Origin of the sequence: Anabaena lutea FACHB-196, assembly GCF_014698305.1 — a bacterium.
Taxonomy (GTDB): domain Bacteria; phylum Cyanobacteriota; class Cyanobacteriia; order Cyanobacteriales; family Nostocaceae; genus Anabaena; species Anabaena lutea.
Window position 1 is genome coordinate 1 of sequence record NZ_JACJST010000028.1, and the last position, 25,643, is coordinate 25,643.

Genomic DNA, 25,643 nt, shown 5'->3' on the forward strand with positions numbered 1-25,643 from the left:
TAACAATTATATGATTCGAGTTCTCAGTTCCTGTTTCATTGACTCTACATTAGATTCCTCTCATCCCTTATGTCAAGCCTAATTGAGATGCTCTTACCCTGATGCTCTAATACCGAACAGATGATTGAGAAAGAGGGAGAAAAAATTTTCCTATCTTCAAAAAATCTTTAAACCTTTTGTGTACAGTAAAAATATCTGAGGTTAAAAGTCAATGGAAAGTCAGCTACAATCTTGTGTTCTTAATAAAGATGTTAAGAAAAGAATTTTGGTGATTGATGATAACGCTGATACCTTAATCTTATTACAGTGTGTTTTAGAAGATATATGTAAATGGGATGTAATCACAGTCAAATCAGCAGATGAAGGGTTAGTTAAAGCGACAACAGAAACATTAGATGTAATTATTCTCGATGGGGTCATGCCAGAAATGGATGCTTTAAATTTTTTAACCCAATTGAGAAGTAATCCAAACACGCAGACTTTACCAGTAATTCTGTTAACTGGGAGTATAATTATAGCCGAGCAAATTTCGTTTTTAGATTATAACGTTTCGGGAGTAATTATTAAACCCTTTGATCCTCTTTCTCTCTGTGAACAGGTGGCTCAATTTCTCGGTTGGACAATAGCAATGTAAGTAGGTTAGCGTTAAAAATTGTCGTTATGGCAAGGCAAAAAGCAAGATGCAAAAAGCAAGAGTCAAGAGAGTTTTACTTTGATTTTTTCACGCCGTTTTACTTAAAACTTTTTGCACAATTTTATAGCTGTAGCCAGGATAATTAGGACATTATTAATCCTTGAAACCTAGATACAGCACTTCCCGGTGTAATGAGGTACAAAAACCCAACCCATCCCCGCAAGCGATGAGGGGGCTATGATGTACTTCATAACAAAGGGATCTGCTGTATAACAAGGCTTTCCCTCCAGCAAGACAGCCTTCTGCCTCCTGCTATAGAACCAACCTCATAAGCTGTTGTGCATTTAATTTGTACAAGTCTGGTGTGCAGGATGCCGACCCCACAGGATTTAACCATTTTAGGATTATCCAATTTAGGTGCGTAACAGCTTACCATTTACCCCCCGGTTTCGCTGTCCCCCATTGCTAAGGGAGGTCTATGGCAATTGAGCTTTTTTTGATGTGTATTACTTTTACTGAACTGTATTACCACTACCAGGTAAGTTGAAGTCAAGGAGGTTCGGTTTTTATGTGTAATAAAATACCAAGGAATACACCAAATCATACCTTATGTAGTTATGTTTCCAGAGTGGAAGTATCAGAGAAGAAACTGGTAAAAAACGCTGATAGTAAAACTTATACTTGTAATGCTAGTGATATGTTGCGTCAATTTGCAGAGAACATTACTGATGCAGTATTTTGGATGTCAGATATCCAGAATCATCAACTCCTTTACGTTAGTCCTACTTATGAACGCATTTGGGGACGCTCTTGTTCTCTCTTATATGCCAATTTTTATGATTGGCTAGAAGCAATTCATACAGAAGACCGTGAGCAGGTACGAACTATTTTCTGTGAGCAAGCGCATATAGGTGGTTATGACCAGGAGTATCGAATTATCCGTCCCGATGGCGAGATGCGGTGGATACGAGACCGGGGATTTCCAATTAAAGATGAATCGGGAGAACCTTATCGAGTAGTAGGTATAGCCGAAGACATTACTAACCGTAAACAAGCTGAAGTAGAAAAACAACTTTTGCTGCAACGAGAACAAGTTGAGGGGGCAGATGCAGAGAAAGCTAACCGCCTCAGAGATGATTTTTTCGCCATTATTTCTCACGAACTTCGTACCCCACTAAGTCCGATTCTGGGGTGGACTAAACTACTGATGAGCGGCAAGTTAAATGGGGAACAGACAACAGAAGCCTTAAAAAGTATTGAGCGCAATACACAGGCTCAAGTGAAATTGATTGAAGATTTGCTAGATGTCTCCCGCATTCTCCACGGGAAAATTAGGCTGAATATTTGTCCAGTAAATTTGAGTTCTATCATCTCTACTGCTATAGAAAAAGTCCGCCAGTCTACTGCAATTAATTCAATTCAACTAATTACTGATATAGACCCCGATGTAGGGCAAGTTAGCGGTGATTTAACTCGCTTACAGCAGCTAATTGATCATCTCTTATCCAATGCTATTAAGTTTACGCCAGAGGGAGGAAGAGTTATCGTTGAACTGTCAAAAGTCATAGAAACTAAAAAACCATTAACAGAGAGAAATTCAATTTCGGCTACCGATTATCCTGCTTATGCTCAAATCAAAATTAGCGATACAGGTAAAGGTATTAGCCCAGAATTTTTGCCACAAATATTTGAATATTTTAGGCAAGAGGATAGCACAATTACCAGAAAATTTAACGGGTTAGGGTTGGGACTGGCAATTGTTCGTAACTTAGTTGAATTACACAACGGCACTGTTGAAGCAGAAAGTTCTGGTGTTGGCCACGGTGCAACCTTTACTGTCAGGCTACCGCTATTGGCTGCTGATGGCAACTTTCCTGATACTTGCCAGAGCCAGCCGACTAATGTATCTTTTAACTTGAGTGGCATGAAAATATTGGTTGTAGATGATGATACTGATTCACGGGACTTTGTTGCCTTTGTGCTGAAACAGTCTGGAGCAGAAGTTACAGCAGTATCCGATGCCTTAAGCGGACTGCAAGCAATACCACAGTTAAAACCCAATGTTTTGATTAGTGATATTGGCATGCCGCACATGAATGGCTATGAACTGGTCAGAGAAATTAGAACCTGGACACTTGAACAAGGGGAAAAATTCCCGCGATCGCCCTGACTGCATATACTGAAGAATTTGAGCAACGACAGGCATTGGAGGCGGGGTTTCAAATGCATATATCCAAACCAGTAGAACCAGAGGCTTTAACAACTGCTGTTGGGCAAGTGTTAGGGATAGCAACAGAGATATGAACTATTTGCACAATGAACCCAGTGCGGCTGATAATCCTCCATCTGGTGCTTTTTCTTGTAACGCTTGCCATAGACGGCATTTTTACAATAGTTGATCATTTAAAGTCTTATTTTTTAATTGGCTTGTAGTCAGGGCTACAGCCTTACTGTGAATTGCCAAAGTTCAGGCAGCGCCTTTTTTGACAAGCCCCTTCGGAGCGAGAAGAGGAAACAGAAAAGAGAATTAGCCCAGAAGAAAGGTTTAAAGCCGAACTTCGTTCCGCTGCGAAGTTAGCCCCTTGTGGGCGGCTTAGTTTTCCCTGTTGCCCGTTGCCTGTTCCCTATTCCCTTTCATCCTACATCATGGAATCATGTCGTCTCCGTGTCTGGAGCGTCTGTAAAGTGAAATGGAATTACACTGTTACGACTTGCCGTACTTCCACTGGTTCCCCAGTCAAGCTAAAGGGGCGAACTTCAGTAATTTTCACTTTTACTATTTGCCCTTTAAGTTCATTGATATCGCCGCTGAAGAAAGTCAGACGATTACCGCGAGTGCGTCCCATTACTTGGGTTTGATCTTTGGTATTTTGGTCTTCAACTAGTATTTCTTCAATTCTGCCAAAATAACGTTGCGATCGCTCGGCGGCTTTGACATTGACGAGATGATTTAATCTTTGCAAGCGATCGCTCTTGACTTCTTCACTCAATTGATTATCCCACAAGGCCGCAGGTGTTCCCGGACGAGGTGAATAAGCAGCAGTATTCAACAAATCAAAACCAATATCATCCACCAATTTCAGCGTATTTTCAAACTGTTCCTCTGTCTCTCCCGGAAAACCCACAATTGCATCTCCACTAATCGACGCATCGGGCATATAGCGGCGGATAGTATCAATAATCCGGCGATATTTCTCTTGGGTATAACCTCGTGACATCGCCTTTAATAGCTCGTTATCCCCAGATTGAAAAGGAATATGAAAATGTTCGCACACCTTCGGCAACTCTGCACAAGCCTTAATTAGTCGTTCTGTAAAATAACGGGGATGACTTGTAGCAAAACGTAACCGTTCAATCCCTGGCACATCATGTACATAATACAGTAAATCTGTCAATGTGTGCAGGTGACGACCTTCAGGAGTTGCACCTGGTAAATCTCTGCCGTAAGCATCAATATTTTGACCGAGTAGGGTAATTTCTTTATAACCTTGTTTACCTAATTCTGTGATTTCCGCCCGAATAGCCTCTGGTGTCCGAGACTGTTCCACACCACGCACGTTAGGAACTACGCAATAAGTACAACGTTCGTTACAGCCATAAATCACATTTACCCAAGCTGTCACCTGACTATCTCGGCGTGGTTGGGTGATATCTTCCATGATATGCACCTCTTCTGTAGCCACAACCTGATTGCCTTCAAAAACTGACTCTAGCAAATCTTTGAGACGATTAGCGTGTTGTGGCCCCATCACCAAATCTAATTCTGGCACACGTCGCAATAAAGCTTCTCCTTCCTGCTGGGCAACGCAACCAGCTACAATTAAAGTTAAATCTGGCTGTTCATGTTTGCGCTTTGCTTGTCTACCAAGATAAGAATAAACTTTCTGCTCGGCATTATCCCGAATTGTACAAGTATTATAAAGAATTACATCTGCATGATTTGGGTCTTCTGACCACTCAAAGCCCATGTCTTCTAAGATGCCTGCCATGCGCTCTGAGTCGGCTTTATTCATTTGGCAACCGAAGGTAGTAATGTGGTAGCGGCGGGATGAAGTGGTCATGGGGAATTACGCTTAGTCAGTTATTGTATTTTACGTCCATTTATCATTCTATCGAAAGCTCTAGGTTACAGTGTAGATGGTTCACAAGTGTAAGCGCCCAAACTGAAACAGCCTGAGCGCTTGACTAATAGGTTGCAGAGAAAATTCTGCTGTGTGAATCGAATTAAACAGGCATCATTTGCATAGATCTGCAAGATTCAGCACACTTGCGACAAGCAGCAGCACATTCCATCATTTTTCTATCGTCGCTCATCTTTTCACAAGCTGTTGCACAGCGATCGCACATTTCTGCACAAAGCATACAAGTGCGTCCCATTAACTCGGAACCACTCATGATCATATTTGTACACATCATGCACATTTCCGAGCAATCGCGCATTATGCTCATCATGGTCATATCCATATGCTTACCGCCTTTGCTCATACAGTAAGCCATAGTTTCCATGCACATTTTGTGACATTCCATGCAAGCGTTCATAGCTGTTTGCATTTGGGAAGTCATAGATTCATTCATCATCATCATCATAGGAAGTACTCCTGATTTTCTGATATATATTGACAGCCCTTAGTTGGACTTACTTCAACATTAGTTCAAATTTTTTAAGAGTCAATAGGGTTTTTGATCCTGAATTCATAAGCTCATAATTCCGATATAATTACCGGACTTTATTTAAGGTTATATATAAGTTAGTGATGATTTTTTCCGAAGTTCTTACAAAATAAGGCTGACAACCTCTCGTATCCAACTTGAGATTCGTCAACCCATTAAACTTCACAGATAGGAATCCAAACAGAAAGCTATTTATTACTAAATATTAATGTCATCAATTTTTGATATTTGTGCCAAAATGGCTTTTATTCAATTCTATAAAGGCAGAAGTTTTAGTTTTTAGATAACATCTTTTTAGCTTCTGCCATCTACCTTAGAGCTTATTTATCAGCCAAAGCATTTTCCACATCAGCTTGCAAATCTAGATAATGCTCAATTCCCACAGAAAGTCTGACTAAATTATCCTTAATACCCCGTTTTAGTCTTTCTGCTTCTGGTAAAGAACCATGAGTCATTTTGGCTGGATAGCAAAGTAATGATTCCACTCCTCCTAAACTTTCTGCTAACAAAAATAATTGCAGTCGAGAAGCAAATCTTTCTACTTCCGTCAAACCACCCTTTAATTCCAAACTAATCATCCCCCCAAAGCCAGACATTTGCTCTTTTGCCAGATGATATTGTTCATGAGTTGGCAAACCTGGATAATAAATACGTTCAACTTTGGGATGCTTTTCTAAATATTTCGCCAAAAACAAAGCATTTTTTTCATGTTCGCGCATTCGCACCGCTAAAGTTTTAATTCCTCGCAACACTAACCAACTATCAAAGGGACTGGGAACCGCACCAATGGCATTTTGATAAAACTTGAGTTGTTGGTATAGTTCCTCATTAGAGGTGACAACTGCACCACCAATAATATCGCTATGTCCACCTAGATATTTAGTTGTGCTGTGAACAACAATATCTGCACCTAAATTTAAAGGTTGTTGGAAATAAGGACTAGCAAAGGTATTATCAACTACTAAGATGATATTATTTTGATGGGCAAAATTTGCCAATGCAGCAATATCAATAATTTTTAATAGCGGGTTTGTTGGTGTTTCAATCCAAATCAATTTTGTATTAGATTGAATGGCGCTTTCAAAATCATGGATGTTATCAATATCGACATAAGTCGTATCTACGCCCCAATTTTTGACTACCTTTTCTAATAACCGATAAGTTCCTCCATACAAATCATCACCAGCAACAATATGATCACCTGTTTTCAGAAGACTTAATACAGTTGTAGTTGCAGCCAAACCAGAAGCAAAAGCCAACCCGAATTTAGCATTTTCCAGAGAAGCTAAAGCATCTTCCAAAGCTTGGCGGGTGGGGTTTCCTGTGCGAGAATATTCATAACCTTTGTGCTGGCCAATTGCTTCTTGTTCATAGGTAGAAGTTAAATAAATTGGTACAATTACCGCTCCAGTTTGAGGATCTGGTTTTTGTCCTTCGTGAATTGCTCTAGTTTCAAATTCCATTATTTTCTCTTTCTTATTCCTGGGGTTTTAACTGTGTCAGCCTAATGTGTAATTACGAATTACGAATTACGAATTACGAATTACGAATTAGTTTGACTAATCCAATATTTAATTAAATCGGCTCTGGTAATTAAGCCAGTGGGGACATCATCATGGGTAATTATAATTCCTGTTGTTCCTGATAATAGAACTCGGTAAGCTTCAGAAATATCAACTTCTTCATCTAATAGCGGTAATGGTTTACCCATAACTGCGGAAACTTCTTGATTAGAAAAGTTGATCCCATCATGTAAACATTTCATCAAAGATGCTTCATTCAAACTACCTAATACATGATGATTATCAATTACAGGTAACTGGGAAATATTTAGTTTTTGCAGTAAGTTGGTAGCCGTGCTTAAAGTGTCACGAGAAGTAACGGAAATGAGTGAGGGGAAATCTGTTTTTTGTGAGAGAATTTCTCCTACTCTAATAGTTCTGGCTTTTGTTCCTTCCCAAAAACCATTTTCCTGCATCCAAACATCAGAATAAATTTTATTGATGTAGTTTCTGCCTGTGTCTGGTAACAGCACAACAATATATTTAGGTTCGGTTAATCTGGCTGCATATTTGAGAGCGGCAGCTACTGCTGTTCCACAAGAACCTCCCACTAATAAGCCTTCTTCTCGTGCGAGACGACGCGCCATATTAAAGGATTCTTTATCACTGACGCGAACCATTTCATCAACTAATTGACGATTAAATGTTTTAGGAATAAAGTCTTCGCCAATGCCTTCAACTTTGTAAGATTTGGGACTATCACCAGAGAGAATTGATCCTTCAGGATCTGCACCGACAATGGTAATATTGGGGTTTTGTTCTTTGAGATATTTAGCAACTCCAGAAATTGTTCCTCCTGTTCCCATGCCGGCGACAAAAACATCTATTTTTCCGTTACTATCTGCCCAAATTTCTGGGGCTGTGCTGAGATAATGGGCAAGGGGATTATTGGGGTTTTCAAATTGATTTGGTCGATACGCACCGGGAATTTCTTTAGCGAGTCTATCGGCTACGCCGTTATAACTTTCGGGTGAATCGGGTGCTACAGATGTGGGGGTAACTACAACTTCTGCGCCGTAAGCTTTGAGCAGATTTATTTTATCTTGGCTCATTTTATCGGGCATAACAAATATGCAACGATATTTTTTGACTGCGGCGATAAGTGCAAGTCCGACTCCTGTGTTACCTGCGGTGGCTTCGATGATGGTTCCACCTGGTTGTAATTGTCCTGATGTTTCGGCGGCTTCTATCATGGACAGGGCGATTCTATCTTTGGTACTCCCGCCAGGATTGAGATATTCGACTTTGGTGTAAATGGTTGAGGAAATGTCTTCTGTAATGCGGTTGAGTTTGACTAATGGGGTTCTGCCGATGGTTTGTAGGATATTATCGTAGGTTGCCATGATTCCTCGTTGTTAGTGAGAGGATTTTGGTGGTGATGGATTTTTAAGAGAAAGGAACCGCAGAGGCGCTGAGAACGCAGAGAGAATGGGCAACATTTAAATTACTAAAATTCGATAGTGTTAATGTAGTATATCCGATTTTGACTTTAAGGAATACAAGTTTTGAACTTATAGATTGATTCTTGATACAGTATTGATGCTGACCTATAGGAACTATTGAAGGTTATCAACCCGAATCACCATGAAATCTCTGCATCGTCCTGATTTATATAGCTGGTCTTGTTTCAACCCTGCAAGGAATATTGATTTTAATGGGTTCGCCTGGATTCGTCCAGAGGGTAATATCTTGATTGATCCAGTAGCTTTATCAAACCATGATTGGAATCATCTGGAATCTCTCGGTGGTGTGGTTTGGATTATTTTGACGAATTCGGATCATTTGAGATCAGCCAAGGAAATTGCTAATCAAACCTATGCCAAGATTGCTGTCCCTGCTGGGGAAAAAGAGTATTTTCCGATTTTATGCGATGCCTGCGGTGATGGAAGCTATCGCTGGTTGACTGATGGTGAGGAGTTTGTCCCTGGACTGAAGGTGATAGAAATGCAAGGTTCTAAAACTCCTGGTGAGTTGGCGTTGCTGTTGGAGGAAACGACCTTGATTACTGGGGATTTAGTGCGATCGCACAAAGCCGGTACTTTAACTATTTTACCAGATGAAAAGCTGATGAATCGAGATCAAGCTGTGGCTTCTGTTCGCAGGTTGGCAGGTTTGGAGAAGGTGGAAGCGGTGCTAGTAGGTGATGGTTGGTCTGTTTTTCGAGATGGTAGGGAACGATTGCAGGAGTTGGTAGCGACTTTGGGGTGATGTGGAGGACGGAGAGCGATCGCATGACTTCAGAACAACATGGTACAAAATTTAACGTAGGCTGGAAAATGCTCACTTTATACTGTGTAAGTATCTACTACTCTAATTAAGAAGCCTTTTCAAGTTAGACATATTCGCCTAAAAACTGCCTTCTTTCATTTTGAAAAATTTCAGTTGATTAGAATACATATGATTGTGAAAAAACTCAAAACCTATTGGTCAGGTGCTTTGAAAAATCTGCAAGTATTTCAGGCTTGGAATCAGAGAAGTTTAGCGAACCAAAAAATCATTTTGTATGGAGCTTACTTCTTAATCGGTATGAGTTTAGGCTCTCTTTTGGGATTATTTAAACATAATTTAATTATTCTTAATAGTTCATCTATTTTTTCCTGGATTCAATCTTGTTTAAATTGGATAATTTCTATATCACCTAACACTGGCTTCCTCTCAGATATAGTAGCTTTTCAAGGGGCAATAATTGCTATTGCTATACCTCTCAGCTTAGAAATTATTTCTAGAATATCTGAGCGATATCAATCAGGAGTTATTACCAAGAAATTTAGCCAAGAGTCGGAAATTAAGCTGCTACCAATATTGTTAACTATAGATATCATAGCTGCTATTTTTATAAAATTTTTCACCCCTGCTGATTCAATTTCTGGTTATTGGAAAATAATTGCATGGATTACTTTTATAGTATTTATATTTACGATTTATATACTCTATAAATTTTTTGCTACCCTGCGACGTTATATAACTGATACTAATTTCTTATTAGATGAGCTTTTCAATGATATGGGAGAATCACTTACTCTCCAAACTCAAAATAATAAAGTAGATAATCAAGGTTTGAAATTAAAACAAAAACAATTTGTTGAAGCCCTGGAAGCTACTGGTGATATTTTAGTATTTGAAACAAAGAATAAGAAAGGAGAAGAAAAAATCAAAATAGGACTAAATAGAATTAGAGAGAAAATGAGACAATTTCTTGATATGCAAAAAAGTAGTCCTAAAGAATTTGAACGCTTACTTTTATCTCAAGATTTTTTTGATGTATATGATCAGGATAAAACTAATGCTACACTACTATTAACATTCAATCCTAAAAAACATCTTGTTTCATTTACAGCAGCAGTAAATCAACTTTTGAGAATCCGCGAAGCAGCTTTAGAAGTAAACAATAGTGAAATTGAGCGGTTTGCAACTGATCATATTATTTCGTTACTTACAGATATATCTCAGATTCCTAATAATAATTTGCTTGTAGAACAATTGCTTCAAAATCTTGCCGAAATCAGAAGAAGTATTAAAGAAAATCAAAGCAGTTCAGCACATCTGGTTTCAACAAGCTGGTACATTGATATAGTATTTAATCCTTTGTTTGATATTTCATATTTGCATCTATTTGATAGATACTTTTTTTATGAAATTCAAGATATTATTTCTAATGAGAAACCTTCTTTCTTCAAAGGAATTGTTTCTATTTTAAAAGATTCTGGTATGCTTAAATGTTACCCTAACTTACCTGATTCTGCTTCAAAGATTGTTGTTTATGAAGATTTCCTTATTAATTACAACACAGAAAATTATTATGAATTAGAACAAAATTATGAAGCAATCAATAAATTAGAATCTCTTAAAAAGATTCTTGAAAATGTGCGTACCATAGAAACCATAGAAAATCTAGATAGTTGTCTCGTAAATATTGATGAAATAGAAATTTTATTAAAGCCTTATTTTGAACCTTTTCCAAAGATAGAGTATCAGAGATATCAGAAATATGAAGATATAGGAAACAACATTAGAGGAATTATAAAATTAAATTTCAAGCGTAATAATCTTCAGAGTATTATATTTAATGCTGGAGCATACTGTATTTTCAAAAAACGATTTGACTATATTCAATATTTATGGGAATATAATCTACCTTCTGATGCTGATGCAATACGGTTAAATCATGATATTTATCCTATAACTGTTGGGGGTTTGATAAATTTCGGAATAAATGCTATTCAGATTGCTTCATTTTGGGAAGATCATCACGAAAGTAAAATATATCATCAAAAATATTTATTGTTTCTCTTAATTCGAGAAATTCAGAGAAATAATAAGCAAGAAATTATTGATAACTTTAGATTTTCAGAAGCTCTAGATTCCCGCGAATTAGATAATATAAGTTACTCGGTAGATAGTTTTATCGAACTTGCTAATAAACTCAAAGAAGATACTGAAAATTTAACAATACTTGGACTGGACATTAATAATATTGAATCTGCATTAATTCCATTTTTGGAAAGTTTAAAACCAAAAGTAGAAGAACGGATAAAAAGTTTACTAAGAACTAAAAATATAAGTTCTCAAAAAGTCGATCAATTTAAACAAGATTTTACTGATAACTTTGATAAATCAACAATAATTAGAAATATTCTCAGTTATCATGGATTGTATGAAGATAGAATTCATGCGGGTTTAGAAATTGGAATTAATCCATTTGGTATCATAGAGGTTTCAGAAAAAGCTGCTTTCTTTGAAGAATGGTATTTGCAATATTCTGATATGGGTATTACCTACGGTAGAGAGTTAGCAATATGCGAAAATTTAAGAATTATAGAAGAAATAGAAAATTTGTGCCACGAGATTGATATCAGTCAGTTCGACGCAGCAATTGATGTATTTAAAGAAAATTTAGGAAATATAATTATTCTAACTATAAATTTGGATATGAATAGTCTTCTTAAAAATAGAGACAATTTCAAATCCAAGCAGCAAAATGATTGTCCAAAAATAGAATTGAAAGGTTTTCAGGGATGCTATACAATTGAAAATTTTGATATTCCAGTCTTTACTGTGTATGACAATACTGGTAACAAGAGAATTTTAATCTTTGATAAATCTAGGCTAGGTAAACTAGTTCAATATTCACCCAGCAATGAGAGCGAGACGGAAGAATTGACAGGTATATTTCATATTAGTATCCAGTCTTTTTCAGAAAATCAAGAAATAATGAATGATTTACTACAAAATCCACCAACCTGGTTAACAGATTTGGGTGATCAAATCAAACAAAAAGAATATCTGGAGGAAAAAGTTAAAATCGAAATTTATGAAAAATTCCAATTGGAGAAACATCAAGACTTTCAGGGGTATTTAATAAAATTACCTCATCAAGATTCCTCTAATTGAGATCATGTTAGAGGGTGTTTGAAAAGTCTACGGTTGTATCAAGATCCCCTCTAACCCCCCTTAGCAAGGGGGGAACAACCTACTCAAAGTCCTCATTTTTAAGGAGGATTTAGGAGGATCTAAAGTTTTTAATATATCTGGAAAAATTGAAGTAGAGACAATCTTCGATACACAAAGGGATCATGATCAGATTGTCCATATTGGCAGGGAAAATAAATGTCGAGTATATGGCTGTTCTCTGCAACTCGACATCAAAAATGAAAAAATCTGGATTCAATGGAATGGAAAATAAGTTGATATTGCTGAAGAATTAGTTCAACTTAGTGTTCCCAAATAAGACATTGTTATCGGGTTTCATTCCCCTTAATATGCGAAAATTTACCGATTATGTAGTAAGTTAAGCTAAAACCTCTTACAATTCAATCAACTTAAAGCCCCAAATTTTTAAAACAGTAGTTGCTATTTCTGGATCTACACCATCATAAGCCTCCCATTCCGAGTTCTTATCTTTAGGATGTCCATCACCTACATGACCTGCAACTTTTATCACCGGGACACCCACCATATAATCACGTTCCATCCCTTTGGGGAGAGCTAGTTGAATTCTGCGGCCTACGAACTTTGATGTACTAGTTTTAGCCACAGATTCACGAACTAGACAAATATCACCAGCAGTCCCCCAAGTAGTTTGGTAGATGTGGAGGAACGATATATAACTTTCTGGTCTGATGGCTCTTTTGAGAACTTGCATTATCTAATCCTTACTTATCGTTTTTGATTCAACAATTTCATTAAAACCTCATCAGAAACAACTACAAGTTTCAATACTAGACACGGTTTCTATGACAATTTCCTCCTTATAATAAAATAAAACAAGGAGTTTAACCCCCTTGTTAAAATTTAAAAGTTTAGGCTTATTAGTAATCTACGCAGGTGTAAACTGCAACGATACACCGTTCATACAGTAACGCAAGCCTGTTGGTTTAGGTCCATCATTGAACACGTGGCCTAAATGTCCACCGCAGTTACTGCAATGTACTTCCACTCTAGTCATGAAAAATGACCGATCTGTAGTAGTTGCGATCGCACCCTCAATCGGTTTAAAAAAGCTCGGCCAGCCAGTACCACTGTCAAACTTGGTTTCTGAAGTAAACAAAGCCTGTCCACACCCTGCACAAACATAAGTACCTGGGGCATAATTTTTGTCTAGAGGGCTAGTGTGGGCGCGTTCTGTGCCATGTTTCCGCAACACCTGAAACTGTTCCGGCGTTAAAATTGATTTCCACTCGTTTTCAGGTTTCGTCACTGCAAACTCACTCTGAGAAGTTGCCATAGTTTCTGAACTCCAATTGATATAACGTGAAAAAAAGGCCGTACCAACTAGAACGGCACTAATTTGCAAAAAATGGCGTTTGTCCATATATCTATTATTTGCTATTTTTCTCTTCTAGAGCCAACCCACTTCAGCCAGACATTCACCGAAGAGGACGCGGGAACGCGGGGACGCGGAGAGTTCCCTTGTCAGATGCCAGACGCGGGACATGAAGCCCCCTCAACTTCGATCCAGACGCTTGGAATTGAGCGGGGTTGCAATCCTCGTCCAATTCCTGTCTCCGCGTCTCCTCATCTGGAGCGTAAGAGCGTCTCTTCATGAACTAGCATCCGCGATCGCCCTGAATTACTCCTGAGAGAATAATTAAAATTTGCTCAAAAATTTGCTCAAAAATTGCCGAAAAAAGCGCATCAATCGTCATCATCAACGACTGTTAACTCCTGAGTTGTTTCCTGATTACCCTGACGAATTAAAACCTTAAATAGACGATTTAACCGCTTCACCCCACTTAGGGTAATCAGAGTTAGAAACGCTCCCAATAATCCCATTTGCCAAAGACCACAGCCAATGGCCGCCCCCAACCCAGCCGCAGTCCACACACAAGCTGCTGTAGTTAAACCCCGCACTTTTGGCACTTCATCTCTTCTGGGCGATTCTTGGAGTATCAATCCGGCTCCCAGAAATCCGACCCCAGTTGCTACACCCTGAATCGTCCGACTCAATGCATTGGTAGCTGCATAGGGGCTTTCACCTTCAGCCTGTAAAGGAATCATCACAAATAGGGCAGCACCCATACTCACCAACATGAATGTTCGCATACCCGCTGGTCTACCGCCTTTTTGACGGTTTAATCCAATAATACAACCCACCAAGAGCGCCAGCGTTAATCTGAATGCTATGTGTGGCAAATCATTGGCAGCTAGAAACATTGGATTCATCTCAACCTCCAGGAAATTTTGCGCCTATTGCCAGTAGGCTGGATGGCTACCCAAAGTTATGGGTGTAAATATAAATACCAAAAGTCTATAGGATTATAGTTGTTTATGTTTAGTTTAACAGTAGGTTAAAAATAAGTAAATTCATATACGTCATACAACATTTATGTGGCGCAATCTCACATATAGCAGTCCTAAATGATTCATGAACACTTCTGTTCCCTATTAAGAGTTCCCTAGAATTGGTATAAAACCCTTTTCCCCTGCTCCCTGCCTTATAATCGCTAAGTGTGAAATACTTAAAGTAAAGCGATCGCATCAACATAGATCAGCTATTGTGAAGTATCTTTGTAAAAAGTCACTAATTTAAACCTCAGAACTGCAACACTAATGTGTCAACTGCTGGGAATGAACTGCAATGTACCAACGGATATTTGCTTTTCCTTTGAAGGGTTTTCTGCACGAGGAGGCAAAACCGATGAACATAGTGATGGTTGGGGTATTGCTTTTTTTGAAGGTAAAGGATGCCGGATTTTTCTCGATGCTAAACCCTCTATCGATTCTCCACTAGCAGAGTTAGTGCGGCGCTATCCTATCCATTCTACCCATGTGATTGCCCATATCCGCAAAGCTACTCAAGGTGAAGTCACCCTAGAAAACTGTCATCCTTTCCGTCGGGAACTATGGGGAAGATATTGGGTATTTGCCCACAATGGTAACTTGCCAGATTTTCAAGTAGAACGTAAAGGTATTTTTCAACCTGTAGGTGACACAGATAGCGAACAAGCATTTTGCTTGATGCTCAACACTTTACGAGAAAATTTTCCTCAAGGACAACCCCCGTTAGAAGAACTTTATCAAGTACTGCGTAAAATTACGGAACAAATAGCATCAATAGGAGTTTTTAACTATCTACTATCAGATGGAAAACATTTCTTTACTCATTGTTCAACCAAACTCTGCTACATTATCCGACAAGCACCTTTTGCAGCTGCTCACTTGATTGATGAAGATATGACTGTCGATTTTAGTGAATTGACAACACAGCGCGATCGCGTTGCTATCATCGCTACTACACCCCTGACGGATAACGAAGTTTGGACACCAATCCAACCAGGAGAACTATTAGTATTTCAGGACGGATTACCACTCAAATTCACTCACATTTAAGTAATTCCTTGAGAAGAATATCTAATCAGATAATATCAACTCAGGTATATTTATTATCTCTGATGATTTAGTCTGTAAATACTGATACACTATTTGCATTACGTTATCATTATATACAGGTTTGTTAATAAAATCGTCCGCCCCAAATACCTTAGCCCTGAATCTATCGAAAACACCTTCGCTACCTGTTAATATGACAATTGGCGTATTAGCAAAATAAGAACAGCGTCGTAATTGTTCGCAAATTTGATAACCACTACTAACGGGCATAATCAAATCTAAAAATATCAGATTTGGTTGATGCTGAATTAAAATCGGTAGAGCTTGTAATGGATCTTGAATGCCAAGAAATCTCATACCGTTAGATACAATAATCCTCTCTAATATTTTACACGCTAGCAGACTATCATCAATACAGGCAATAAGAGGCGAATTTCCTTTATTTAGTTGTTTATAGTTAAAGCTTTGTTGAATTTTTCTTATTGATGATGGCAAATCAGGTACTTCTATAAGTTCGACAATTCCTTTATCAATAAACATCCGCAATGAATAAGTGATAGCTAACACACTTTGCCGCATTTTCGCAGCTAAATCTAATAGAGTATATTGACCATTTATTAACCTTTCAAAGTTTTTGTAGAAACTTTTACTTACTTGCTGTCTAAGTTTTTCCGGCTGCCGAATAACTGGAGATAAATTAGGTGAAATCCTTCTTAAACCAGCTTGCGACCAGTTATGCCAGGCATCTTGCATTGCCTTAATAAACATATTTGTACTGGTGGAAATCATCAGTGCTTTTAAAATTGTGTCTTGATTGATTTCGCAGATGAAGTCAGCAACATTCACCTGTTGAGCTAAATCAAATAAAATTTCCTCTATAGTATGGGTGACAAAATCATTAAATTGTTTCTGCTTGATCTGTCCTGTATGATATAAGTTTTCTAGCAGTAAATAATCCCAATACTCAATTAAGATATTCTCATCCCGCAGATCAATTTTATCAATATCAATTTCTGGGCAAATTAAATCCATATTTCTCAGCCAACGTCTACGAGGATGAACTCCTCCTGTTGCCCAAACTATCTGTCCTAATTGATAATAAAAAGTCCATTTATTTCCCTGTATACCTTGAATAATTAGCTGTCCATTGTGTTGTAATAGACTGCATTTTTTAAATTCTTGCAATAATGTATTCAAGTTCATGACTTTTTACTTAATTACAACCTAGTTATTTGTATCATTTTGTAGTGTTTATTAAGTATCAACCAGGTTAAATTTTGTTTAAAACTAAGTTATTACCCTGTTAGTCAATTTTAAAAATAATTGTGATATGTAGAAAACTGCAAAACTTATAGAGTCGGTATTATACAATCCGAAATGACATAAGATGTTCTAATTTTTTGCTTTTGTTGAGAATCTTATAGTTTAATTTGCGTGGTGTTAGCGCTAAACACTCTAAATTACGTAGGTTGGATTGTAGCTTGTTTCCCCATAAGAGGAAAACAAAAACCAACAAAATTACGAAAATGTTATACCAACAGCACACTAAGCGTTTGCGTTAGCTGTCTGTCAGCACGACACTATCGTTTTACCCAACCTCACATTAGCCTCAATTTAACTGTATCATCTTCATCATCTTAGTGTGTAAGTCTTAAGATAGATAAATTTAACGCCGTCCACCTTGAATTTTATCAAAGATAGCACCATCATTAAAGAACTTCTTCTGTACAGCATCCCAACCACCAAGACTTCCGACAGTGTAGAGTTGAGTAATTTTGGGGAATTTATTCTGCACTTCTTTGGCCACAGTGGCGTTAACTGGTCTAAAACCAACTTTAGCAAACTCACGCTGTGCTTCTGGAGTGAAAAGAAACTTAACGAAAGCTTCTGAAACCGCACGGGTTCCATGCTTATCAACGTTTTTATCCACAACTGCCACAGGGCCTTCTATGGAAATATTGACAGAAGGAACTTCGTAAGAAACATCAGTCTTTCCTTGTTGTGCAGCTAAGATGACTTCGTTTTCATAATTTAGTAAGACATCCCCCTGACCTTTTTTGTAAAAAGCATCACTAGATTCTCTCGCGTCTTTGGGTAAAACAACTACATTTCTAAACACATCATTTACAAATTTTAAAGCCTGGGTTTCATTTCCCCCATTCTTAGTCACTGCACCCCACAAAGCTAAGAAATTCCATCTAGCACCACCAGAGGTTTTGGGATTAGCTGTGACAATCTTCACACCTGGTTTGATTAAATCATTCCAAGTTTTAATCTTTTTGGGATTACCAGCACGAGTTTCGAGTGCAACTACTGAACGGGTAATAATTGAACCATTGGGGGCTTCTTTCTCCCAACCTGGGTTAATCAATCCTGCTTGTTCAATTTTTTTGGTATCTAGTGCTAATGCCAGAGCTACCACATCTGCGGGTAAGCCATCAATCACAGCACGAGTTTGGGAGCCAGAACCACCATAGCTCTGCCTAATTACCACTTCTTGACCTTTTTCCTTCTTCCATTTCGCCACAAAATTAGGAATGATTTTTTCATAAGCAGCTTTAGTGACTGCGTAACTAACTAAGGTAATTTCAACTTTTTTACCACCTTGACTAATGAGTTGGGTTTTTTGGGCTGTACCTGCAAACACTGGCAGGATACTGCTTATACTCAACCCTGCTGCTAAAAATAACGCAGAAGAAGATTTAAAAGGTGAAAAGAGTGGTTTTCTTGTTGGCAGGAATTGGGAAGTTTTTGAGAAATTATGTGTCATGGATTTGCCTTGCATAAGGATAAATACAATTAACGGTTATTTGGTCGAGTTACCGTAGTTGCTGTCTAAAAAAGAGCGTATCAGATGCGACATAGAAAATCAATAGTTTTTACACTTAAAAACAACTATTTTCCAATCGGGCATTGTATGTATTTTTTGTTACTATTTAAAAATAAAAATACTTATAGGCTTGAATTGTTGATAAATGATTTATTTCTAGAAATTGGGGAAATAAAATCTGGAATATACTTTAAAACCAATATTGATAATTTGTATAAAATATAACTAGACGCTTAGTGAAAAATGTATGATTTGACTAAATAATTATGGTCATAAATTGATACTAGCTAATTTATGGTATTGTAATTTTTCATGAAACTGCTAAAATCCCCATATTACCTATCGCTAATGTGATGTTTTGTCTAGGATTCATAACTAGATACCTGCGATCGCGTATTAGCATAAAGTATATGTACTTTATTTCTATCAACTAACTGTAGTTTAACAGGAGGAAAAAAATGAATTTATGGCAGCGCTTACTGAAACAATGGCAACTTAGGTTAAGACCAAATTCGCTCAAAGGCTTTGTATCACTATTTTTAGTTGGGGGAATTTTGACTGTAGCACTTGCTTCTTGCTCTGGTGCGAATAACACTGCTGCGAATAACACTAGTACTACCACTGAAACTGCTGCTGGCGAAAAGAAGCAAAATGTAGAACTAACCCTTGTCTCTTTTGCTGTCACCAAAGCTGCTCACGAAGCCATTATTCCTAAATTTGTGGAAAAATGGCAAAAAGAACATAACCAAACTGTCACCTTTAAACAAAGTTATGGTGGTTCTGGTTCTCAAACTCGCGCCGTCATTGATGGTTTAGAAGCAGATGTTGTTCACTTAGCACTGGCTGGGGACACATCAAAAATTGAAAAAGCGGGATTAATTCAGCCAGGATGGGAAAAAGAAAGTCCCAATAATGCTATTGTTTCTAAGTCTGTAGCAGCTTTAGTCACTCGTGAAGGCAACCCGAAAGGTATCAAGAATTGGGCAGATTTAGCAAAAGATAATGTTAAACTGATTACCGCTGATCCCAAAACTTCAGGAGTTGCACGTTGGAATTTTCTGGCATTGTGGAACTCAGTCATTAAAACTGGTGGAGATGAAGCCAAAGCCACTGATTTTGTGACTAAAGTTTACAACAATGTTCCCATCTTGACAAAAGATGCTCGTGAAGCTACAGATGCATTTTTCAAGCAAGGTCAAGGTGATGCGCTGATCAACTATGAAAATGAAATTGTACTAGCAGAACAAAAGGGTGAAAAAGTGACTGCGATTATCCCTGATGTGAATATTTCCATTGATAATCCCATCGCTGTTGTAGATAAGAATGTTGATAAACACGGTAATCGTGAAGTAGCAGAAGGTTTCGTCAAATTCCTATTTACTCCAGAAGCACAACAGGAATTTGCCAAGGTGGGATTTCGTCCTGTAGATGATACTGTTGCTAAAACTAAGGAATTTGCCGATAAATATCCTCCAGTAAAAACTTTGGGTACAGTTGAGGACTTCGGTGGTTGGGATGCAGTTCAGAATAAGTTTTTTGCTGACGGGACAGTTTTTGACCAAATCCAAGCCAAAAAGAAGCGGTAATTGGTAATTTGTGAAAAATAACTATTGACTCAATTATGAATTATGACTGTATCTTCTCCTGTGCAAGCTAACATTAAACCTTCTGTTTGGAAGGTATTCTTAGATAATGTGATTCACCTTCCTTGGACTTGGCGAATTACCATAGGATACCTATTTGTGATGTTGTTTGTTCCCATAACGGCCATGTTCCTCAAAGCCAGTACGGAACCTCCGGCTAAGTTTTGGGAAATCGCTACCAATGAGTTAGCATTGTCCACTTACAATGTTACTTTTGTAACTTCACTGTTTGCGGCGCTACTCAATGGTGTGTTTGGAACTTTGATTGCTTGGGTATTGGTACGTTATGATTTCCCTTTCAAACGGATAATTGATGCCACGGTTGATTTACCTTTTGCTTTACCAACATCAGTTGCTGGTTTAACTTTAGCAACTGTTTACAGCGATAATGGTTGGATTGGTTCACTGTTAGCACCACTGGGAATTAAGGTATCTTTTACCCGGTTGGGGGTTGGGGTAGCAATGATATTTATATCTCTGCCTTTTATCGTGCGGACTGTGCAACCTGTGCTTCAGGAAATGGAACATGAAATTGAAGAAGCAGCTTGGTGTCTGGGTGCGACTCAATGGCAGACTTTCTGGAAAGTAATTTTACCGCCTTTATTTCCCACAATTTTGACGGGTGTGGCTTTGGGTTTTTCCCGCGCAGTCGGGGAGTATGGTTCAACGGTAATTATTTCTTCCAATACCTCTTTTAAAGATTTGATTGCACCTGTGCTAATTTTTCAGCGCTTGGAACAGTATGACTATTCTGGTGCAACAGTCATTGGTGTGGTTTTACTAGCAATTTCTTTAGTGCTGTTACTGGCAATTAATTTCTTACAAGCTTGGGCGAGAAGATATGACAACAGATAAGAGGAATAGTACTAAACAGCAAAGTTGGGTTCCAGGTGTTTTGATTGCGATCGCGATCGCTTATTTATTTTTAGTCCAATATATCCCAACGATCAACCTTTTTTTTGAAGCTTTCAAAAAAGGATTCACCCCATTTCTATCTAACCTCACAAAACCGGAATTTCTCCATGCCGCTTGGCTAACTTTGTTACTGGCTTTAATTGCTTTGCCTGTAAATACAGTATTTGGTTTATGTGCCGCTTGGGCGATCGCTCGCCATAAATTCCCAGGACGCGCTATAGTTCTGAGTATAATCGACCTCCCCTTTTCTATTTCCCCAGTCGTAGCTGGTTTAATGATTGTGCTACTTTATGGAAGACAAGGCTGGTTTGGCCCTTGGCTTCAGGCACATAATATCCAGATTATCTTTGCATTTCCCGGCATGGTTCTAGCTACAGCATTTGTGAGTATGCCTTTTGTAGCCAGAGAAGTAATTCCCATCTTAGAAGAATATGGCAAAGATCAAGAAGAAGCAGCTAGAACCCTAGGTGCAAATGATTGGCAGACATTTTGGCGTGTCACCTTACCCAGTATCCGTTGGGGCTTACTCTATGGCTTAATTTTAACCAATGCCAGAGCAATGGGTGAATTTGGGGCTGTTTCCGTCGTATCTGGTAACATTGCCAACACAACTCAGAGTCTACCGTTATTTGTAGAAGACGCTTATAAACAGTATGAATCCGAAGCTGCTTTTTCAGCGGCTGTAATTTTGGCGCTTTTAGCAGTAGTAACTTTGGTACTGAAAGAGATTCTAGAACGGAAAACCAAAATTAAAGAAGTTGAATAATTCGTAATTGCAATGATTGAAATATCAATGGATTTCATAATTTTGTGCAGCCTTATATCATATCCAGTTTAATACTTATCATTTAGACTGACGCGGAGACGCGGGGACGCGGAGAATTTTTTTGATAAGTGATGAGGCGGACATGATATTACATAAAATTGGCATTACTAGAAAAAATATCAAATTCCTTTCTTTGCAAGAGGTTTTTTATGGCTAGTGAAAATGCACTTATCTATCAAAGAATTCGGGTGAGAATTCCTAAAGACTATCACCAAGAACCTGTAATTTCTCGTTTAGTATCTGACTACGGACTGACTGTGAATATCAAAGTAGCAATTCTAGGACGTGATGCTATTGGTGATGGTTGGTTTGAGCTAGATTTACAAGGAACAAAAGCACAAATTCAAAACGGGTTAATCTATCTCCAAGAACTGGATTTAGAAGTTTGGGATGATAAAAAAATTAGTCATTGGTGATTACAGCAGTTTTCACTCATAGCATTTCCTAGTCTAATGAAGTACAAAATTATCTGCGTTCATCTGCGTTTAATGATTACTGCTTGTACCTCACTTGAATAGGAATTGCTATATAATGATTAGGAAGCAATGGATTTACTCAAACACTGGCGACCAAATATCAGAAATTGCTACTTCCCAACCAGGTAATAAATTAGGAAGAGTTAGAATATCACCATCTTTCAATATTAGTTTTTCACCAGAATTGTAAACTTCTAAAGTTCTAGTTTTCGGATTAATTAAAATCCCAACTTGAGAACCAAGACTGATAAATTCTTGAATTTTGGTGCGGAGTTTTTCTAAAGAATCAGTTTTTGATTTTACCTCAACCACCAAATCAGGAACTAATTCCGCATAGTCTTCCGTCGAACGTTTTAACCTGTCAGCCCGCACAAAAGAAACATCAGGCGCTCGTAAATCTGTATTCGGTAATCTAAAACCCGCACTCGAACCAACTACACGCCCTAGTTTACGCGGTCTTACCCAGTTACCTAACATTCTCGCAAACTCGGTTCCTACTTCTTCAGACTCATAACCTGACGGACTCATAACAATTATGCTCCCATCGACTAATTCCATGCGATAGTCAGGATAAGCTACCTGCATTTTCTCTAGGTCTTGGACAGTCAGAGACATAAGGCTTGCTCCTCAAGTATCTAAATCTATTTTGGCATTTCTGGTGAACTTTATATTACCTGACTTAACTTGGCAAAATACACAATAATGATTATCATTAAAATATGAATATACCAATTATCACAGTTGTTGCTGGACTCGCAGGCTGTGGGAAAACTACCTGGATTTGCCAAAAGTTGCAAAATACCGCCTCCCTTGACAATGTAATTTATTATAGTCCTGGAAATGGCAAAGTTCCCATAGACCAAACACGCCTAGCTGCGGAATTCCCAGAAGTAAAAATCTTTGGAGATGGTCAAGAAATCGAATTTTATACCCAGCTAGAAACCGCCAAACTAGCCTATATTGAACTGGGGTTTTATTTGGAATTAACGGCAATTCAGCAAATATTAAACGATGTACCTTATATTTCTATAGCTATTTTACCACCACACCTCAAAGATTCTGAATATCATAATTGGGCAGAAAAAATTATCACAGGTGCAAATATTGATATCAGTATTTCCCCAAGTCAACTTTGGCGCGTTCCCAGTAGTGGTCAAGTTATTGACGAAGACAGTTTACATGATTTTTGGTATGAAATTACTCATCATGCTTATGGTCAAGTTACCCGTGCTAAAGGTATCTTTGATGTAGCTGATGGTCGGTCAATTTACGGTGATTTTGTCGCGGGTATCCCCACTACAGATTTTCTGGAATTGGATATTCCACGTCATTTAGAAGGCAGACCACAGCGCTTTAGTGGTATAGAAGTATGGGGTAAAAATTTAGACGAGTCAGCAATTAAACAAACTTTACAAGATTGTTATTTGTCAGACATGGGCATCAAACAATACCAAGAACAGGTCAAACAGATTTTATCAGAAGGGGAGATAACTCAGTGAAAATAGCAATTATGTCCTGTATTCATGGCAATTCTGAAGCTTTGGATGCAGTTTTATTAGATATCGATCACCAAAAAGCTGAAAAAATCTTTTGTCTGGGAGATTTAGTCGGATATGGCCCCTATCCAAATGAGGTAGTAACACAAATTCGTGCTTTGGATATTCCTACTTGTGCTGGTTGTTGGGATGAAGATATTGTTGAAGGTTTAAATGCTTGTGATTGCAGTTATCCTTCGTTATTAGCTGAAAACAGGGGTAAAATAGCTCATGAATGGACTAATAAACAAATCAATCTCGAAAATAGAGAATTTTTAGCCCAATTACCCCATAGTTTCCGTGAGGAAAATTTAGCTTTTGTTCACGGTAGTCCTCACAGCAATCACGAATACTTGTTACCTGAACTTGACGCTTTTACCGCTTTAGAACGAGTACTTTTTACAGATGCAGATGTGCTATTTTGTGGTCATACTCATGTCCCTTATGTCCGTAATTTGGATGCAGGTAGTTTGCAAGTGCGTGTTCAAGGTGAAGGTACAGAAGCAAGGGAAATCAATTTTACAGCTAACCTGAAACGGATTATTAATGTTGGTTCTGTGGGAGAACCTCGACATGGAAGACCTAATGCAACTTATGTGATTTATGACACCGATAATCAAGAAGTGAAGCTGAGGGAAGTTGCTTACGATTATCAAAAAACCTGTGCCGCGATTATTGAGAAGGGTTTACCTGCTATTTTTGCTTGGCGTTTGTCTCAAGGTTTGGAATATGCTGAAAGGGCTGATGATGCAACTCATGTTTGTACTAAGTAAGTGGGCGTTAAAAAATATAAGATCAACCTAACTCCCAACTCCCTACCTCTTTCTTTGTACGGAGAGGTTTTATAAGAAGTAATTAAACGCAAATAAACGCAGATAAACGCAGATAAATGCAGATGATATCTGGATGATGGCAAAAGTTGATTCAAACCGCTGAGGCGCAGGGGGCGCAGAGAAAGAAGAAAATGACTAAATGGGCTATTTTAAGCGGAATTGAGGGTAATTTAGCGGCTTATGAGGCTGTAATGGCTGATGTTAAGCGTCTGCGGGATGTTGAGGCTTTATATATTTTGGGTGATTTGGTGGGGCCAAATCAAGATTCTGAGAAGTTGGTTGCAAGAGTTCGTAATCCAAAGCGCGGGGAGTTGGAACCTTTAGTTTGTAAGGGTTGGTGGGAAGAACAATGTTTTATTCTGCACGGTGTGGCTGGGACTGGGGAACCGACGGAGTTAATGGCTAAGTATGGGGGAGATACTGTTAAGTTACTTTGGGATTCGGTTTCTCGTCCGACTGTGCAATGGTTGCGAAATTTGGATTTTGGTTTTTTTGAACTTGATTGTTTATTAATTCACGGTTCAACGGTAGCAATTGATGAAACACTAACGCCGGAAACACCTCCTATCCAAATGCTTGACCGTTTGGGACGTATGCAAGCAAATAATTTATTCTGCGGTCGTTCTGGTTTAGCTTTTAGATATCAGCTAGAAGCAGGTTCTATTACTACGGGTGTGACAACTTTGGATAGTTCTCCTACTCCTGAAACTGTGGAAATTTCTCCGCGTCAAGTTATAGGTGTGGGTAATGTGGGCAGAAATCCAGGAGAAGCAATTTATACTGTTTATGATCCAGAGACGAATTTTGTAGAATTTAAAACTGTACGTTACGGAGTTGGAAAAGGTTTTCAGGTTTCAACTAAGGTAATTTCTGCTGGGTAATTTTTGGT

General features: G+C 38.3%; 22 protein-coding genes and 1 pseudogene. 13 read left to right on the forward strand and 10 right to left on the reverse strand.

Features of this window, described 5'->3' with window-relative positions; translation table 11 throughout:
- Positions 1-211: 211 nt before the first annotated feature.
- Together H6G59_RS22995 and H6G59_RS23000 are read left to right on the forward strand one after the other, a co-directional pair.
- The gene (locus H6G59_RS22995) at positions 212-634 is read left to right on the forward strand and encodes a response regulator (protein WP_190718977.1); all 423 of its coding nucleotides are present in this window, start codon (positions 212-214) and stop codon (positions 632-634) included.
- Positions 635-1,202: 568 nt separating this feature from the next.
- Complete coding sequence (locus H6G59_RS23000; protein WP_190718979.1) at positions 1,203-2,804, forward strand: hybrid sensor histidine kinase/response regulator; 1,602 nt, start codon at positions 1,203-1,205, stop codon at positions 2,802-2,804.
- 526 nt (positions 2,805-3,330) lie between these two features.
- On the opposite strand, the gene miaB is transcribed toward H6G59_RS23000, so the two are convergent.
- From miaB to H6G59_RS23020, 4 genes and pseudogenes are all read right to left on the reverse strand, one after another.
- Entirely contained in the window at positions 3,331-4,695 is a 1,365-nt protein-coding gene (gene miaB / locus H6G59_RS23005; RefSeq protein WP_190718982.1) for a tRNA (N6-isopentenyl adenosine(37)-C2)-methylthiotransferase MiaB, read from the reverse strand.
- Positions 4,696-4,858: 163 nt separating this feature from the next.
- On the reverse strand, positions 4,859-5,221 hold the full coding sequence (locus tag H6G59_RS23010) for a four-helix bundle copper-binding protein (protein ID WP_190718985.1): 363 nt from the start codon (positions 5,219-5,221) through the stop codon (positions 4,859-4,861).
- Between the two features lie 404 nt (positions 5,222-5,625).
- Positions 5,626-6,774, reverse strand: a pseudogene (locus H6G59_RS23015) (cystathionine gamma-synthase); the annotation flags it as partial.
- Positions 6,775-6,848: 74 nt separating this feature from the next.
- On the reverse strand, positions 6,849-8,210 hold the full coding sequence (locus tag H6G59_RS23020) for a cystathionine beta-synthase (protein ID WP_190718991.1): 1,362 nt from the start codon (positions 8,208-8,210) through the stop codon (positions 6,849-6,851).
- Positions 8,211-8,451: 241 nt separating this feature from the next.
- Between H6G59_RS23020 and H6G59_RS23025 the strand changes: the two genes are divergently transcribed.
- The 3 genes from H6G59_RS23025 (at position 8,452) to H6G59_RS27885 (ending at position 12,550) form a co-directional block, all read left to right on the forward strand.
- On the forward strand, positions 8,452-9,075 hold the full coding sequence (locus H6G59_RS23025) for an MBL fold metallo-hydrolase (RefSeq protein WP_190718994.1): 624 nt from the start codon (positions 8,452-8,454) through the stop codon (positions 9,073-9,075).
- Between the two features lie 195 nt (positions 9,076-9,270).
- Positions 9,271-12,258, forward strand: a complete 2,988-nt coding sequence (locus H6G59_RS23030) for a hypothetical protein (protein WP_190718997.1) — start codon at positions 9,271-9,273, stop codon at positions 12,256-12,258.
- 190 nt (positions 12,259-12,448) lie between these two features.
- Positions 12,449-12,550 (forward strand): element excision factor XisI family protein, encoded by a 102-nt coding sequence (locus H6G59_RS27885; protein WP_422602989.1) that lies wholly within the window; start codon positions 12,449-12,451, stop codon positions 12,548-12,550.
- 120 nt (positions 12,551-12,670) lie between these two features.
- On the opposite strand, the gene H6G59_RS23040 is transcribed toward H6G59_RS27885, so the two are convergent.
- The 3 genes from H6G59_RS23040 to H6G59_RS23050 form a co-directional block, all read right to left on the reverse strand.
- Positions 12,671-13,009 carry a hypothetical protein gene (locus H6G59_RS23040; RefSeq protein ID WP_190719000.1) on the reverse strand — a complete coding sequence of 113 codons (339 nt, stop codon included), beginning with the start codon at positions 13,007-13,009 and terminating at the stop codon, positions 12,671-12,673.
- A 174-nt stretch (positions 13,010-13,183) separates the two neighbouring features.
- Positions 13,184-13,678 carry a peptide-methionine (R)-S-oxide reductase MsrB gene (msrB, locus tag H6G59_RS23045; protein ID WP_190719003.1) on the reverse strand — a complete coding sequence of 165 codons (495 nt, stop codon included), beginning with the start codon at positions 13,676-13,678 and terminating at the stop codon, positions 13,184-13,186.
- A 323-nt stretch (positions 13,679-14,001) separates the two neighbouring features.
- On the reverse strand, positions 14,002-14,529 hold the full coding sequence (locus H6G59_RS23050) for an MgtC/SapB family protein (RefSeq protein ID WP_190719007.1): 528 nt from the start codon (positions 14,527-14,529) through the stop codon (positions 14,002-14,004).
- 387 nt (positions 14,530-14,916) lie between these two features.
- On the opposite strand from H6G59_RS23050, the gene H6G59_RS23055 reads away from it, so the two are divergent.
- Positions 14,917-15,696: a class II glutamine amidotransferase gene (locus tag H6G59_RS23055; protein WP_190719010.1), complete on the forward strand. Its 780-nt coding sequence runs from the start codon at positions 14,917-14,919 to the stop codon at positions 15,694-15,696.
- Between the two features lie 21 nt (positions 15,697-15,717).
- Here the strand turns inward: H6G59_RS23055 and H6G59_RS23060 are convergent, their stop codons facing one another.
- Together H6G59_RS23060 and H6G59_RS23065 are read right to left on the reverse strand one after the other, a co-directional pair.
- Positions 15,718-16,899, reverse strand: a complete 1,182-nt coding sequence (locus tag H6G59_RS23060; protein ID WP_190719013.1) for a response regulator — start codon at positions 16,897-16,899, stop codon at positions 15,718-15,720.
- A 463-nt stretch (positions 16,900-17,362) separates the two neighbouring features.
- A complete protein-coding gene (locus H6G59_RS23065; protein WP_190719016.1) occupies positions 17,363-18,466 on the reverse strand; it encodes a sulfate ABC transporter substrate-binding protein in 1,104 nt (367 codons plus the stop codon).
- A 518-nt stretch (positions 18,467-18,984) separates the two neighbouring features.
- On the opposite strand from H6G59_RS23065, the gene H6G59_RS23070 reads away from it, so the two are divergent.
- The 4 genes from H6G59_RS23070 (at position 18,985) to H6G59_RS23085 (ending at position 22,326) form a co-directional block, all read left to right on the forward strand.
- On the forward strand, positions 18,985-20,112 hold the full coding sequence (locus H6G59_RS23070; RefSeq protein WP_190719019.1) for a sulfate ABC transporter substrate-binding protein: 1,128 nt from the start codon (positions 18,985-18,987) through the stop codon (positions 20,110-20,112).
- 42 nt (positions 20,113-20,154) lie between these two features.
- On the forward strand, positions 20,155-21,024 hold the full coding sequence (gene cysT, locus H6G59_RS23075; protein ID WP_190719022.1) for a sulfate ABC transporter permease subunit CysT: 870 nt from the start codon (positions 20,155-20,157) through the stop codon (positions 21,022-21,024).
- Complete coding sequence (gene cysW / locus H6G59_RS23080; RefSeq protein ID WP_190719025.1) at positions 21,011-21,850, forward strand: sulfate ABC transporter permease subunit CysW; 840 nt, start codon at positions 21,011-21,013, stop codon at positions 21,848-21,850. The genes cysT and cysW overlap by 14 nt, the downstream gene beginning before the upstream one ends.
- Positions 21,851-22,059: 209 nt before the next feature.
- Positions 22,060-22,326, forward strand: coding sequence for an NIL domain-containing protein (locus tag H6G59_RS23085; protein ID WP_127051985.1), 267 nt, complete (start codon positions 22,060-22,062; stop codon positions 22,324-22,326).
- A 135-nt stretch (positions 22,327-22,461) separates the two neighbouring features.
- Here the strand turns inward: H6G59_RS23085 and H6G59_RS23090 are convergent, their stop codons facing one another.
- Entirely contained in the window at positions 22,462-23,001 is a 540-nt protein-coding gene (locus H6G59_RS23090; RefSeq protein ID WP_190719028.1) for a Uma2 family endonuclease, read from the reverse strand.
- A 104-nt stretch (positions 23,002-23,105) separates the two neighbouring features.
- On the opposite strand from H6G59_RS23090, the gene H6G59_RS23095 reads away from it, so the two are divergent.
- The 3 genes from H6G59_RS23095 to H6G59_RS23105 all read left to right on the forward strand — a co-directional run bounded on the left by H6G59_RS23095 (position 23,106) and on the right by H6G59_RS23105 (position 25,635).
- Positions 23,106-23,885, forward strand: a complete 780-nt coding sequence (locus tag H6G59_RS23095) for a GTP-binding protein (RefSeq protein ID WP_190719032.1) — start codon at positions 23,106-23,108, stop codon at positions 23,883-23,885.
- Positions 23,882-24,694 (forward strand): metallophosphoesterase family protein, encoded by an 813-nt coding sequence (locus H6G59_RS23100; protein WP_190719035.1) that lies wholly within the window; start codon positions 23,882-23,884, stop codon positions 24,692-24,694. Before H6G59_RS23095 ends, H6G59_RS23100 begins: the two co-directional genes overlap by 4 nt.
- Before the next feature lie 191 nt (positions 24,695-24,885).
- The gene (locus H6G59_RS23105) at positions 24,886-25,635 is read left to right on the forward strand and encodes a metallophosphoesterase family protein (protein ID WP_190719038.1); all 750 of its coding nucleotides are present in this window, start codon (positions 24,886-24,888) and stop codon (positions 25,633-25,635) included.
- Positions 25,636-25,643 lie beyond the last annotated feature (8 nt).